Origin of the sequence: Trichlorobacter sp. (assembly GCF_030247655.1) — a bacterium.
In the GTDB taxonomy this organism is placed as follows: domain Bacteria; phylum Desulfobacterota; class Desulfuromonadia; order Geobacterales; family Pseudopelobacteraceae; genus Trichlorobacter.
Genome location: NZ_JAOTRZ010000009.1, coordinates 1 through 14,471 on the forward strand (window position 1 = coordinate 1; position 14,471 = coordinate 14,471).

The window sequence follows — 14,471 nt, forward strand, 5'->3', positions numbered from 1 at the left end:
CGTCAGATGTGTATAAGGGACAGCGCTGCTACCTTTGTATGCATGGCAAAGATGCGCCTCCTGAATCGTGTCCCCAGTCTCAAACCCTGCTTGATCATAACAACCATTGCGTAGAGACGCTGGTGGAACGGTTGGGGCGGAGTTTCCAGGTAACCACCATTCCGATGTTTGGTGCAGATGGCAGCTACGAGGCTACGGTGCATGTTGCCCATGATATTACCGAGCGGAAGCAGCATGAGGCAGAGCTTGAGCTGGCCCGGGAGGCAGCTGATGCGGCCAACCAGGCCAAAAGCGAGTTTTTGGCCAATATGAGCCATGAGATCCGTACGCCGATGAACGGTGTCATCGGTATGTCCCAACTGCTTCGCTTTACTGAACTGACCCTGGAGCAGTCCGAATATCTGCACAGTATTGAGCTGTCTGCCGACAACCTGCTGTCGCTGATCAATGATATTCTTGATCTCTCCAAGATTGAGGCAGGCAAAGTGGAGCTGGAATATGCCGATTTTTCTCTGCGCAAGATAATTAACGATGTGGTCAGCACCCAGATTTCCCGTATCTACCAAAAGCAGTTGCAGATCAAGGCTGATCTTTCTGCCGCTGTGCCGGATCTTTTTGTGGGTGATCAGCTGCGTATCAAGCAGATCCTGCTGAATCTCCTGAGTAATGCCATAAAATTTACGGATCAGGGCAGCATTACCATTGGGGTAACGGTTGTTTCACAGGATGGTGGTCAAATAGTCCTGCGTCTGAGTGTAAGCGATACCGGAACCGGCATCTCTGCAGAGGCAATGGAGCGGATTTTTGCCCCCTTTACCCAGGCAGACAGTTCCACTACCCGCAAGTACGGCGGTACCGGTCTGGGGTTGGCAATCTGCCGCAAGCTGGCAGAGCTGATGGGTGGACGGATCTGGGCAGAGAACAATGCAGAAAGTGGCAGCGTTTTCCACCTTGAATTACCGTTCGCCATGCCGCAGCAACTGATCTGCAGCAATGATGACAGGCCACATGCAATACCGGTCTGGAGCGGAACACCACTCATGCTGCTGGTGGCAGAAGACAACCCGGTTAACGCCCGATTTATCTCCACGCTGCTGACCAAGATCGGGCATCAGGTCACCACGGTGGAAAACGGCAGACAGGCACTTGAACGGTGGCAGAAGCAGAGGTTTGACTGCATCCTGATGGATGTGCAGATGCCGATCATGAGCGGTACTGAGGCATTACAGACAATACGGGCCATTGACCAGATCGGCGGAGGCCATACGCCGGTTATTGCGTTGACTGCCAACGCGCTGCGTGGTGATCGTGAACGCCTGCTGGCTGACGGATTTGACGGTTATGTTACCAAGCCGGTGGATATCAGGTTGCTCTGCACTGAAATGGAGCGGGTAACCACAAAGGAAGGGTCATGACACGTACCAGCTTCACCGACCATTTTGTAAAGGTGGCAGCTGACTATGCCAGTCACCGTCCCACCTATCCACCTGAGCTGTTTGCTTGGCTGGCCGAACAGGCTCCGGCCCGCACGCTGGCCTGGGATTGCGCCACCGGTACCGGTCAGGCGGCGGTGGCACTGGCTGATCATTTTGAGCAGGTCTGGGCCACCGATGCCAGCGGGTCACAGATTGCGGCAGCTACAGCCTGCGCCGGAGTGCAGTATCATACCGCACCGGCAGATTGTTCCGGTCTGCCTGATCAGTCCGTTGATCTGGTAACCGTGGCCCAGGCCCTGCACTGGTTTGACCTTGAGCATTTTTATGCCGAGGTGCGACGTGTGTTGAAGTCGGGCGGTCTGCTGGCAGTCTGGACCTACGGCGTCTTTCAGGTGGAGGGGGCTGATACTGCCGGGATACAGTCCCTGCTGGACCGTTTCTATTATGAGACCGTTGGGGCTTGCTGGCCACCGGAGCGACGCCATGTGGAGAACGGCTATGCCGATCTGGCATTCCCGTTTTGTGAACTTGAACCACCGGTTTGTGGCATGGCGGTTGACTGGACTCTGGATGACCTGAGCGGCTACCTGCGTAGTTGGTCTGCGGTCAGTCGCTACCGGGAGCAGCACGGTAGCGACCCGGTGGTGCCCCTGGTAGCAGAGCTTGTTCCCTATTGGGGCCAGGGATGCCAGCGGGTGGTCTGGCCGCTGTCCATCAAGGTGGGGCAAATCTGATTTTTTTTGTGCTCGTTGTAAACGGTTAAACCAGTGGTACACTATTGAAACAACGGTTTAAGCTGTCCGGGAGCTGCCATGAAGTTCCGTACCCGTCTTACCATAACCTTTGCCGTGATTATCCTGCTGATTATCAGTGTGGAGTTGCTGGTCAGTTATCTGGGCGCCACCCGTCATGATCAACAGGTGGCTGTGCGTAATCTGCAGTCCACCAGCCATCAGGTCAGCCATACCATAGATCTCCTGTTGCAACAGGCATCCCGTGATCTGGCAATGGTTTCACGCTCTGCCTTCCTCAATGAACCGGGCCGTAGTATCCCCTCCATTAACCGCCGTCTGTTTGACTTCCGTGAAAGTTCCGCTTCCTTTGGACACCTGACCTTCTGTGGGGCTGACGGCAGGGTTCGGGCAGATGCCGATGGTCTGAACCTCGGGAAGCCGATGGATCAAGCACTTTGGCAGAAGGGGATGGCCGGGCAGAGTGGCTTTCTGATTCAGCCGGGAAGTGGCAGTACAGCGGCCGGGGTACTGTTTTACGCGCCGGTACGCCGGGAGCCGGGGGAACAGCCCAAAGGGGTCATCGTTGGCAGGCTGCAGGTAAACCATCTCAGTGCCTTGTGTGAGCATTTTCAAAATTACCGGATGAGCGGGGCAGATCGTCTGCAGGTTGCACTGTTGAACCAGGCCGGGCTGGTGCTGTTTGCCAGTAGTGGCAGCCCGTTACCGGTCAGCGGCGAACCCGGTAATACCGCTCAACTGGTGCGTAATAACGGCCCTGAACTGCAGATCATAACGCCGGTGCAGGGGTTGAGTGGCTCAACAACAGGAATCTGGCGCCTGCAGGTGAGTATTCCCAAGGCCCAAGTCTATGAAGTGGCCCGTCAACGGCTGAAACGTAAGTTGGTGGTAAACGGGGTTATGTGTGCGGTCGGCATTGCGATTGTCTCGCTAATGGTGGGCAGACTCAGTCGCCCGCTTGATGAGATCTCCCGTGCAGTGCTACGCAGGGGTGAGGGTGACACAACCGCACTGGAGCAGCTGCCGGTCCGTCGTGATGAGTTTGCCCTGTTGCAGGAGAGCCTGCAGCAGATGTCGGCACGCCTGCAGGAAAGCATGGGGCGTCTGACCGCCAGTGAAGAACAGTTCCATGCCCTGTTTGATGCCATGGCTGAAGGGGTGGCATTACATCGGATCTGTTACAATGAAGAGGGAATCCCCTGCGATTACCGGCTTGAAGAGATCAATCAACGGTATCGGGATATTCTGGGACTTTCCAGAGATGATGTGGTGGGGAAGACCGCAACAGAGGTCTATCGCGTGCCCCACGCCCCCTATCTGCAGGAATATGCCACTGTCGTTGCTACCGGTCAGTCATACAATTTTGAGGCTTACTATGAACCGCTGCAACTGCATATAAGTATATCGGTCTGCCGGATAGGGCCGGAGCGGTTTGCCACCATCTTCAGTGACATTACGGGCAGGGTCTGGCAGGAAGAAGCCCTGCGCAGCACCATGACCCAGCTTAAGCAGGCCAACGAGGCTAAGAGCCGTTTTCTGGCGGTGATGAGCCATGAGATCCGCACCCCGCTCAACGGTATTACCGGCATGGTGCAACTGCTGCAGGATATGGAGATGCCGGCGCTGCAACAGGAGTTTCTGGACAATATCGAAACCTCTGCCGAAAGCCTGTTGAGCGTAATTAACGATATTCTTGATTTTTCCAAGATCGAGGCTGGCCGGATGGAGTTGGAGGAGCTGTCATTCCAGCCCTGCGTGCTCTTGAACGATACCCTGCGGGTGATGCGTCTGCGGGCACAGGCCAAAGGGCTGCAGCTTACCCTTGCCTGCAGCGACAGCCTGCCGGCGGCGCTGACCGGCGACCCTCACCGCTTGGCGCAGGTGCTGAGTAATCTGGTGAACAACGCCATCAAGTTTACCGTGGGTGGTGAGATCGCGGTCCAGGCTTCGTCAAGGGAGGTTAATGACGATACCGTGCTGTTTCTGGTTGAGGTCAGGGATTCCGGCATCGGTATGGATGCGGCAACACAACAGGCGGTATTTGAACCGTTTATCCAGGCTGACAGCTCCACGACACGCAAATACGGTGGTACCGGTCTGGGGCTGGCTATCTGCAAGCAGTTGGTTGAGTTGATGAACGGCAGTATCAGCGTGTTCAGTAGTCCTGGACAGGGCAGTACCTTCAGTTTTTCAGTGCCACTCAAGCGAGCCCAGCTTTCCGCGACAGTAGCGGAAGTAGTTAACATCATCTCGCTTGACCAGCCGTTGCAGGTGCTGGTGGCAGAGGATCAGCCAGTGAACCAGCGTTTTGTTGCTGAAATCCTGCGTAAGCAGGGACACACGCCATTGTTGGCCAGCAACGGGCAGGAGGCGTTGGATATCTGGAACAGTGCCTCTATTGATATGGTGCTGATGGATATCCAGATGCCGGTCATGGATGGCCTGAAGGCGCTGGCTGCCATTCGTGCGGCTGAGGATGGAATGAGACGGCATACCCCGATTGTCGCCCTGACGGCCCACGCCATTGTGGGGGATCGAGAGCGGCTGCTGAATGCCGGTTTTGACGGCTATCTGGCAAAACCGTTACAGGTAAGCAAGCTGTTTGAAGAGATGGCACGGGTACTGGAGCTGATCAGCAAGGAGAAACGCGGATGACAACAGCTGAGCATCGTGCAGAGCTTGAACGTCAACTGCTTGAGTCGGAACAGCGCTATCACGCCTTTACCGAGCTGACCTCGGATTTTTGTCATGTCTGCAGTCGCACCGGTAACAGTGCCTACCGCGTACAGTGGATTGGTGGACAGTTTGAGCGGATTACCGGCTATTCTGAACAGGAGCTGTATGACTTTGGCTGCTGGTTGCCGCTGGTACATCCCGAAGATCGTGAGCGGATAGCAGCCGGGCTGTTAAAGCTGGTACCTGGGGATGAGGTCCGTACCGAGTTTCGTCTTGTCCGCAAGGATCAGCATGTACGCTGGATCCGCGAACACAGCAGATGCGTGCTGCATCCCTCTGATCCAAACCAGTTGCAGCTCTATGGTACAGCCCGGGATGTTACTGCCGCCCGTGAAGATGCGCTGGCGCTGCAGACCGCTGAAAATGCCTACCGGACCATCTTCAACGCCACCAATGATGTGATCTTCATCATGGATGCCCAGCAGGGGATGATTATTGACTGCAACAAGCAGGCCTTGCAGCTTTTTGGGCGTCCACGGGAGGAGCTGATCGGTTCCAACCCGGTACAACTTTCTCCGCCAGATCACCCCACATTCAGTTTTGAACAGTCCCAGCGCCATATACAGGCCGCACTGGAAGGAGAACCGCAGCTGTTTGAATGGCTTCATGTACGGCCGGACAACAGCACCTTCTGGACAGAGGTCAGCCTGCGGGCCACCGAAATTAACGGGCGTCCCCGGCTGTTGGCGGTGGTGCGGGATATCAGCGAACGTAAAAGGCTGGATGCGGTGCTGCGAGAAAGTGAACACCGCTTCCGTGCCCTGGTGGAGAATGTACCCCATCTTCCGGTGCAGGGGTATGACAGGCAGCGCCGGGTTATTTTCTGGAACCATGCAAGCGAGCTGTTTTACGGTTACAGCTGCGAGGAGGCGATGGGCAGACAACTTGAAGACCTGATCATCCCGGCTTTCATGCGGGAGGCGGTTGTTCAGGCGGTGCAGCAGTGGGTTGATGAGGGTGTCCCGATTCCTGCCGGAGAGCTGCAGTTACAGCATAAGTCCGGTCAGCTGCTGGATGTTTTTTCAAGTCATGCCATGCTGCGTAACATCAAGGGCGAGCTTGAGATGTATTGTATTGATTTTGATATTACCCAGCGAAAACAGGCGGCCCTTGAGCTGCAACGGACGCGGGATGCAGCCCAGGCTGCCACGGTTGCCAAGAATGAATTTCTGGCCAATATGAGCCATGAGGTGCGTACCCCCCTAAACGGCATCATGGGCTTGAGTCAGCTGCTACGGACCACCAGCCTGACTGAAGAACAGGCCGGTTATATGGATATGCTGGATGGCTCCGCCCGTAATCTGTTGGCCTTGATTAACGATATTCTCGATATTTCCCGGATAGAGGCCGGCAGCCTTGCCATTCAGCAGACACCGTTCAGCCTAACCAAGCTGCTGCGTGAGGTGGCAGGCATGTATGAGAAGCCTGCAGCAGAAAAAGGGATCGATCTAGATCTGCTGCAGCCGGATGATTTGCCCCCGGCCCTGGTTGGTGATCCTCTGCGTTTGAAGCAGGTCTTGATCAACCTGGTGGGGAATGCGATTAAATTTACCAGTCATGGTGGCGTCAGTGTCCATATCCACCGGTTGTATGATTCACCGCAGGGGAGCCGACTCCGGTTTGAGGTGCGTGACAGCGGCATCGGTATGGCACCGGAAGCCCTGCAGAAGATATTTAATCCCTTTACCCAGGCCGACGCATCCACCGCCAGGAATCATGGTGGTAGCGGGTTGGGACTGGCTATCTGCAGACGCCTGTCTGAGTTGATGGGTGGGTGCATCAGTGCTGAAAGCAGTCTGGGAGAGGGAAGCTGCTTTGTTGTGGAACTGCCTTTTGGGCACTATACAGGTGCCCAGGTTGCAGATGATGCTAAACCGCCAATGCCAGCTCTGCAGCTTGATCCGCTACAGATTCTACTGGTTGAGGATCAGGAGGTAAACCGTACCTTTTTACAGCGCCTGCTGGAGCGCCAGGGGCATCGGATCGCCCCGGCCGTAGATGGTCTGATGGCACTTGATCTGCTTGAACGGGAACAGTATGACCTGGTGCTGCTGGATATCCAGATGCCCGGTATGGGAGGGGAAGAGGTGCTGCTCCGCCTGCGCCAGAGTGAACAGGCCAGTGGTCGGCATCTGCCGGTTATCGCCCTGACCGCCCATGCCCTGGCAGGGGACAAGGATAAATTGCTGGAAAGCGGTTTTGATGGCTATATCAGCAAGCCGGTCCAGATGGAGCAGCTGTTGGCTGAGATGGGAAGAGTTGTTGCGATGAAAGGGAATTTTAAAGGATGAGCGAACTAGCCAGCGTGCCTCCAGAGCCAGAGTTGCTGGAGACCGATACAGAAGATGAACATACTGCCGATTGGCAGCCGGTTGCCGAGTTGCTGCGACGAGGGGTGGGTATAGATTTTAGCTGCTACCGCTCAGGTACGGTCGGGCGTCGTATCAGGCGCCGGATGGAAATGTTGCAGCTTGATGAGGTGGCTGATTATGTCACCCTGCTGTCGGCTGATCAGGAAGAACTTGAGCTGCTGGGTCGTGACCTGCTGATCGGCGTGACCGAGTTTTTTCGCGATCCCCAGGTGTTTCGGGGGCTTGAAGAGCAGCTGCGGGAGCTGTTGCGCGGACGTTCTGCAACCGATGGGTTCAGGATCTGGTCAGCCGGTTGCGCAACCGGTGAAGAGGCCTATTCTCTGGCAGTGCTGCTGCACAACATAGCCCAGGAGGTCGGGTTTGGCGGCGACCTGAAGGTGTTTGCCACCGATGTCCACAAAGGTGCTTTGGAAACCGCCTCGCGGGGGACCTACTGCGGTGACTTGATGGCCGGTATGCCGACCCCGTTCCTTGACCGTTACTTCCGTTCTGAAGGAGAAGGCTGCTACCGGGTAGATCCCCAGATCCGGCGGATGCTGGTCTTTGCCCACCACAACCTGCTTGCTGACCCCCCATTTACCCGGATAGACCTGGCAGTCTGCCGTAACCTGTTGATCTATCTGCAGCCTGATGCCCAGCAGCGGGTACTGACAGCCCTGCAGTTTTCACTGGTACCTGGTGGTTTGCTGCTGCTGGGGCCCAGCGAAGGGGTCAGCCATCTGCCCAATGCCTTCAGCGTGGTGCAGGCCGGTATCAAGTTGTTCCGTAAACAGGCCACTCCCCGTGACAGCATCACTGTGCCGGGCATCCCCTGGATGGCCCGCAATCCGCTGATTGCCTCATTGCATCAGGGACCACGCAATGCCATCGCCCTGGACCGCCATCTGCTGCATGACTATGACCTGATTCTGGAACGGTTTGCACCGCCCGGCATGCTGTTGAATAGCAACCGCCAGGTGCTGCATATCTTTGGCGACCTGACCCGCTACCTGCGCCCCCTTACCGGTCGTCTGACCGGTGATATTCTGGGTAGCCTGCGTGATGAATTGAGACCGGCCCTTTCCACCGCCCTGCTGCGGGCAGAACAACAGCATGAAAGTTCAGTGGTGGATCGGATTCCTCTGATGGAGGATGAAGAGTGCCACTACGTTGATCTGTCAGTCAGCCGTCTGGTTGACGACCGTAGCAACGAGACGCACTTTCATGTCACGCTGGCCCCTTCAGATTGGCAACCGGCCAAGGAACCTGATGTTGCCAGCTGCCATCATGATGCTGATTCTGCTACTCACCGTCGTTTGTCGGACCTTGAACAGGAGCTGCATTCAACCCGTCACTCACTGCAATTAACCATAGAGGAATTGCAGGCCAGCAACGAAAAGCTGGATCTGGCCAATGAAGAGCTGATTTCGTCCAACGAAGAGCTGCAGAGTACCAACGAAGAGCTGAAATCGGTCAATGAAGACCTGTATGCCGTTAACGGTGAACTTGAGCGGCGCAATGAGGAACTGCTGCGCCTGAACAGTGATCACGACAATCTGTTGGCCAGTACCGAAGTGGGAACCGTTTTTCTGGACAGACAGCTCTGTATCCGTAAGTTTTCCAGTGCTATCAGTGCCTTTCTCAAGCTGCTGCCCCAAGACCTGGGGCGTCCCATTGACCATATCGCCTATGAGTTGAGTTCCCCCCAGGAGTTCAGGCGGAATCTTGTTCAGGTGCTTGAGAGCGGTGTGCGGAGGGAGCAGGAGATTCAGGCCGGTCCTGAACAGTGGGTCCTGCAGCGGATTTTGCCGTACAAAGGGGACGCTGCCGCTATGGATGGCGTGGTGCTGACCTTTACCGATATCAGTGCGGTCAAGCAGGCCCAGGCTGCAGTGGCAGAGATGAACATTCAGCTTGAACAGAAGGTGGTTGAGCGTACCCGAGAGCTGTCAGCCAGCGAAGCCAGCAACCGGGCCATGATTGAAAGCTCCGGTCAGGGATTCTGGCAATTGGGGCCGGACCGGTTGACCCTTAAGACAAATCCGGCGTTATGCAGCATGCTTGGCTATAGCCCGGAAGAGATGCTGGGCCGTTCGCCACTTGAGTTTGCCGCCCCGGAATCACGAACTGCATTTATCTACCAGTTGGGCAGGATAGAGGGGACACTCCACCGCAACTTTGAACTTACGCTGCAGAACAAAAACGGTGAGCAGCTGCCGGTTATGTTTCATGCCACCAGCCTCTTTGATGAAAACGGTGAGGTCAAATCATCCTTTGCCTTTGTCACCAACCTGTCAGATCAGAAAAAGGTTGAGCAGGAGATCCGGTTGGCCAAGGATGCCGCTGAATCAGCCAGCCGTGCCAAGACACAGTTTCTGGCCAATATCAGCCATGAGGTACGCACCCCCCTAAACGGCATTATGGGGATGAGCCATCTGCTGCATATGACGCCACTGGTGGATGAGCAGCTTGACTATCTGCGCCATCTGGATGATTCAGCCCAAAGCCTGTTATCGGTCATCAACGATCTGCTGGACCTTACCCGGATTGAGTCGGGCGGGTTTGGTATGGAGCAGGCGGATTTTCAGCCCGAAGAGCTGGTAAATGACGTGATGCGCATTCATCAGCCGGTTGCCCAGCGTAAAGGGGTGGCCTTACAGCTCAGGCTGGACCCGGACCTGCCTGACACGCTGCGGGGGGTGCCGTCACGCCTGAAGCAGGTGCTGCATAATCTGGTGGGCAACGCGGTCAAATTTACGGATCAGGGCCTGGTGACTCTGCAGATAGAGCCGCAGGCTATACCGGGCCAACCCCTGCGGGTCCGTTTCAGCGTGGTTGATACCGGTATCGGGATGGAGCCGGATACCTTGAACCGGATCTTTTCACCCTTTACCCAGGCAGATGAGACCATCAGCCGCAGATACGGTGGTACCGGTCTGGGGTTGACCATCTGCCAGCGCCTGACGGAGCTGATGGGTGGCGTGATTGAGGTGGAAAGTACGCCTGGTGTTGGTAGCTGCTTCAGGGTAACGGTGCCTATGAAGGTTCCCCTGGGTATTATTATGCCCCATGCTGTTGTTGAAGCAACGCCACTGGGCGTGCCGGGAGGCTCTCTGCGGGTGCTCTTGGCAGAGGACCAACCGGTGGGTCGGCTCTATGCCACCCGTTTGCTGGAGCGTCTCGGACACCGGGTTGTTGCCGTTGAAGATGGTAAGGCAGCCCTGGAGAGTTGGGAATCTGACCGGTTTGACCTGATCCTGATGGACGTGCAGATGCCGGGTATGGATGGGATTGCCGCCACATCCGCAATCAGGATGAGGGAAAAGCAGACTGATCGTCATACGCCGATCATCGCCCTGACTGCCCACGCCCTGACCGGTGACCGTGGTAAATTGCTGGAGTATGGTTTTGACGGCTATGTGGCGAAACCGATTGATGTTGATGGGTTAATGACGGAGGTGAGCCGTTTGATGCGGCAGGATTGTAGCAGTTTCTGCCAAAAGGAGGATACGCCATGAAAACAGTTGCGGGGTTGCTGTTGCTGTTGATGCTGGCTATTGGGCTGCCTGCACAGGGGGCTGAACAGAAGCGGTATGTTTTTGCCGTACTGCCGCAACGGCCCCCGGTGGCAATGCATACCAGCTGGCGGCCGTTTCTGGATCAGCTTGAAAAGGAGCTGGGAGTAACCCTGAGCTTGAAGTTGTATGAAACCATGTCGCAGTTTGAGGATGATATGAAGAGTGGTGCAGGTGATTTTGTGTTTTCTACGCCACCCCACGTCGTGCTGGCCTACCAGAGCCAGAAATACCGGCCATTGGTGCGGGGGAGCCGCACCATTGCAGGGGTGCTGTTCACCAAAAAGAATTCGGCTATCAAGAACCTGGCTGATCTTGACAACCAGGAGGTTGCCTTTGTGGGCAGCCGGAATGTCTGAAGCCTCGTTGTGAGACAGGTCCTGTCTCAACAAACGGTACGCCTGAATCTGAAGCAGTTGTTCGCCGGTTCCAGCAGTAATGTGTATAAATCTGTGCTGTTGGGTAAGAGTGCTGCCGGAGCAGTGCTGGATGTTGACTTTGATGCCCAGCCAGAGGATGTAAAGGCTCAACTGATCCCGTTGGTACGTACACCAAAGATGGCACCTCATCCGATTTCGGCCCACCCCCGGGTGCCGAAGCAGTTACAACAGGCATTGGCAACAACGGTTCTAAAAATGGGAAGTTCGGCAGAGGGCAAAAAGCTGCTGCAGATGGTGCAGCTAAGCGACCCGGTTCCGGCAGACTATGTCCGGGATTACAAAGTTCTGGAGAAGATGGATTACGATGCATTAAGCAAAGGGATCTGATCCTATGCAGTTTCTGCCGCGACGCCTGCATACCCGTCTGCTGCTGGCAATAACCCTGGCCATGGCTTTCGGTATTCTTGGATTGTCTTTCTGGACCGCCACCAGCCAGTCACGCCAGCTGCTGGTGGCACGGCAGCAACAGGCAGAACTGCTGACCCGTAATCTGGCGGAGGGGTCTGCCCACTCCTATGTCCTTGAGGATTATGCAGCACTTGATCACTTTCTGCGTCACTCCATGGGGCTGCCAGGCGTTCGTCGGGTAATCGCCTCTGATAAAAGCGGAACCATACTGTCTGATTTTACACGGGTATCAGATAGTGCGGAACCTCAGCTAAGCGTTGGAGGAGGAGATCGAATCACTGTGCCTGACAGGCAGTCTGCCAGCCTTACCCATACAGGGAATCTGCTGGTGGTCTGGCAGCCGGTTATGGCAGGTGATCTGCTGGGATGGCTGCAGATCAGCTACGGTCTTGAAGAGGTGACTGCGGTACAACGCCAGATCTGGTTCAATGGTGTTATTTTTGCCCTTGCTGAGGTTGTCGGGGGTATCGTCCTGATCGCCTGGCTGTTACGGCGTCCGATCAGATCCATCAGCAGGCTGTCGAGTTTTGCCCGTGACCTGCCGCAGCATAAAGGGATGACCCTGCCGGTGGAGCGCTTTGTAACAGAGGTGCAGGACCTGGGAGAATCCCTCAACTACGCCTCAACTGAATTATCCCGGATTGAGCAGGAGCTGCTGGAGTTGAATCGCACCCTGGAGGCGCGGGTTGAGGAGGAGGTTGCCAAAAGCCGGGAAAAGGATGCCCTGTTGCTGCAGCAGGCCCGCTATCAGACCCTGGGTGAGCTGCTGGTCAACATCGCCCATCACTGGCGGCAACCACTTAATAACATCGGGGCGCGGGTTCAGGAAAACGCCTGGTTGCTGGCAAATGGTGAGCTGCTTCCTGAACATGCCATGGCTGCTGCCGATCTGATTATGCAGGATCTGAAGCAGCTTTCCCGCTCCATTGAGGCCTTTAACCTGCTCTGTCGTCCTGCTCTGCCGGATCAGACGTTGTCTCCATCAGATGCGGTGAAACGTGCTATTTTAATGGTTCAGGATAGCTATCAACAGGCAGGGATCAAATTTGAACTGAAACTGATTGACGAACAGGAGCTGCAAGGCTCCCTGCAGGACCTGGTGCAATGCGTGCTTAATCTGTTTAGTAATGCCAGGGATGCCATCGTGGCCGGACATGCAGCAACAGGGCTGATTACCGTGGAAATCGCGATGCAGGGCCAGAGCTGCTTGACGATTGCAGTCTCTGATACAGGGGGCGGTATTCCGCAGCAGTTACTGCATTCGCTCTTTGACCCCTATGTTACCAGCAAGTTCCGTACGCAGGGTGTTGGATTGGGGCTGTTTGTGGTGCGACAGATTATTGAACAACGCTTTAACGGTACGGTTATGGCTGCTAATCAGGAGCGTGGTGCCGTGATAACGATTGCTATTCCGCTGAAACAGGAGACTGTCTGATGACACCGACGACTGCTGAAGAATTACGACAAATCTGTCTGCTCTATGTGGAGGATGAAGATATTGCCCGTTTGTCCATCGGCAGTTTCCTGCGCCGTCAGGTGGGGGAACTGCTGCTGGCGTCGCAGGGGGAAGAAGGGTTACAGCTGTATCAGGAAAAGCGTCCGGCAGTGGTGATTACCGATCTTGAGATGCCGGTTATGAACGGTATGGAGATGATCCGCAGGATACGGGCGCTGGACCATGCTATTCCGATTATCATTACCACAGCCTATGATGACGACGCCCATTACTGTCCTGAAGCGGATATGACTATTCTGAAGCCGATCAGCTTTATGGAACTGCTGCAGGCGGTGAAAGACTGTCTGGCAGCGCGGAGGAAAAGTAATCCTCAAAACGGCAGTTCTCCCAATACAGAGCACTAGAAAAATCAGCGTGTTATATAAACCTAAAAACGGCAGTTGCTCCGCGTGCAACTGCTTTTTGTGGGATGCCGTAACCAACTTGGCACCGTTCTGAAACAGACCGGTGTTTTTTTTGTGAGATACTACGACAATTTTATTCCGCGTACCTCAGTAAGGAGATGATCATGAAAAAGAACAAGGTACTATTCGTCTGTATCCACAACAGTGCCCGCAGCCAGATGGCGGAAGCGTTTTTAAATCATTTGGCTGGAGATCGCTTTGAAGCGAGAAGCGCAGGGCTTGAGCCGGGGGTGTTAAATCCTTTGGTGGTTGAGGTAATGCAGGAGTTGGGGATTGATATCTCCACCAACCAGACCAAGGATGTCTTTGAGATGTTCAAACGAGGCGAGATGTACAGTTATGTGATTACGGTCTGCGACGGTGCTAACGCCGAACGCTGCCCGATTTTCCCCGGCATTGTCAGCCGACTGCACTGGAGCTTCAGCGATCCGGCAGCCCTGACGGGAAGCAAAGAGGAAAGGCTGGCGACAACCCGGGTCATCAGGGATGAGATCAGGGCCGCCGTGGAAGGTTTTATTACTGAATATGCATAAAAAACTGCATCCCTTTAAGAGGGAGATGCGGTTAACGGGCGGGTGTCATCACTGGCTTCAGACAGGTGACACCTGCTCATCAATCAGGCTGCAGCCGGACAGGCAGAGTCTGCCGGTATTGCCGTTGCTGGAGTAGATGCTTTTTAGTTCAGCACCACAGGCGTAATTGATGATCTCCATTTTGAATTTGGGCAGGACATTGTCAACGGTTTTAGAAACCGCTCTGCTACCGCACTCCAGGCAGAATTCCTTTAAATTCTTCATTGCTGGTCACCTCATATCGTTGTTGAACAGATGAGGTGAGCCTAGCATGCTGATGT

General features: G+C 55.2%; 9 protein-coding genes and 1 pseudogene. 9 read left to right on the top strand and 1 reads right to left on the bottom strand.

Going from position 1 to position 14,471, the window contains the following annotated elements; genetic code table 11:
- The 9 genes and pseudogenes from OEL57_RS01495 to OEL57_RS01535 form a co-directional block, all read left to right on the top strand.
- On the top strand, positions 1 to 1,415 hold a 1,415-nt coding region (locus OEL57_RS01495; RefSeq protein ID WP_300736085.1), incomplete at its 5' end, for an ATP-binding protein.
- The gene (locus OEL57_RS01500) at positions 1,412 to 2,170 is read left to right on the top strand and encodes a class I SAM-dependent methyltransferase (protein ID WP_300736087.1); all 759 of its coding nucleotides are present in this window, start codon (positions 1,412 to 1,414) and stop codon (positions 2,168 to 2,170) included. The genes OEL57_RS01495 and OEL57_RS01500, both read left to right, overlap by 4 nt.
- A 78-nt stretch (positions 2,171 to 2,248) precedes the next feature.
- Positions 2,249 to 4,843: an ATP-binding protein gene (locus OEL57_RS01505; protein WP_300736089.1), complete on the top strand. Its 2,595-nt coding sequence runs from the start codon at positions 2,249 to 2,251 to the stop codon at positions 4,841 to 4,843.
- The gene (locus OEL57_RS01510; protein ID WP_300736092.1) at positions 4,840 to 7,215 is read left to right on the top strand and encodes a PAS domain S-box protein; all 2,376 of its coding nucleotides are present in this window, start codon (positions 4,840 to 4,842) and stop codon (positions 7,213 to 7,215) included. Before OEL57_RS01505 ends, OEL57_RS01510 begins: the two co-directional genes overlap by 4 nt.
- Positions 7,212 to 10,793, top strand: a complete 3,582-nt coding sequence (locus OEL57_RS01515; RefSeq protein ID WP_300736094.1) for a CheR family methyltransferase — start codon at positions 7,212 to 7,214, stop codon at positions 10,791 to 10,793. The genes OEL57_RS01510 and OEL57_RS01515 overlap by 4 nt, the downstream gene beginning before the upstream one ends.
- Before the next feature lie 29 nt (positions 10,794 to 10,822).
- A pseudogene (locus OEL57_RS01520) lies at positions 10,823 to 11,617 on the top strand (phosphate/phosphite/phosphonate ABC transporter substrate-binding protein).
- A gap of 4 nt (positions 11,618 to 11,621) precedes the next feature.
- Positions 11,622 to 13,133: a sensor histidine kinase gene (locus tag OEL57_RS01525; RefSeq protein WP_300736096.1), complete on the top strand. Its 1,512-nt coding sequence runs from the start codon at positions 11,622 to 11,624 to the stop codon at positions 13,131 to 13,133.
- On the top strand, positions 13,133 to 13,558 hold the full coding sequence (locus tag OEL57_RS01530) for a response regulator (protein ID WP_300736098.1): 426 nt from the start codon (positions 13,133 to 13,135) through the stop codon (positions 13,556 to 13,558). The genes OEL57_RS01525 and OEL57_RS01530 overlap by 1 nt, the downstream gene beginning before the upstream one ends.
- A 164-nt stretch (positions 13,559 to 13,722) precedes the next feature.
- Entirely contained in the window at positions 13,723 to 14,151 is a 429-nt protein-coding gene (locus tag OEL57_RS01535) for an arsenate reductase ArsC (RefSeq protein WP_300736100.1), read from the top strand.
- A 57-nt stretch (positions 14,152 to 14,208) separates the two neighbouring features.
- On the opposite strand, the gene OEL57_RS01540 is transcribed toward OEL57_RS01535, so the two are convergent.
- Entirely contained in the window at positions 14,209 to 14,415 is a 207-nt protein-coding gene (locus OEL57_RS01540; protein ID WP_300736102.1) for a hypothetical protein, read from the bottom strand.
- Positions 14,416 to 14,471: the final 56 nt, after the last annotated feature.

Excerpts from the sequence above, each read along its gene's own strand:
- OEL57_RS01500 (WP_300736087.1), top strand. The coding sequence starts at position 1,412 with ATGACACGTACCAGCTTCACCGACCATTTTGTAAAGGTGGCAGCTGAC.
- OEL57_RS01505 (WP_300736089.1), top strand. The coding sequence starts at position 2,249 with ATGAAGTTCCGTACCCGTCTTACCATAACCTTTGCCGTGATTATCCTG.
- OEL57_RS01510 (WP_300736092.1), top strand. The coding sequence starts at position 4,840 with ATGACAACAGCTGAGCATCGTGCAGAGCTTGAACGTCAACTGCTTGAG.
- OEL57_RS01515 (WP_300736094.1), top strand. The coding sequence starts at position 7,212 with ATGAGCGAACTAGCCAGCGTGCCTCCAGAGCCAGAGTTGCTGGAGACC.
- OEL57_RS01525 (WP_300736096.1), top strand. The coding sequence starts at position 11,622 with ATGCAGTTTCTGCCGCGACGCCTGCATACCCGTCTGCTGCTGGCAATA.
- OEL57_RS01530 (WP_300736098.1), top strand. The coding sequence starts at position 13,133 with ATGACACCGACGACTGCTGAAGAATTACGACAAATCTGTCTGCTCTAT.
- OEL57_RS01535 (WP_300736100.1), top strand. The coding sequence starts at position 13,723 with ATGAAAAAGAACAAGGTACTATTCGTCTGTATCCACAACAGTGCCCGC.
- OEL57_RS01540 (WP_300736102.1), bottom strand. The coding sequence starts at position 14,415 with ATGAAGAATTTAAAGGAATTCTGCCTGGAGTGCGGTAGCAGAGCGGTT.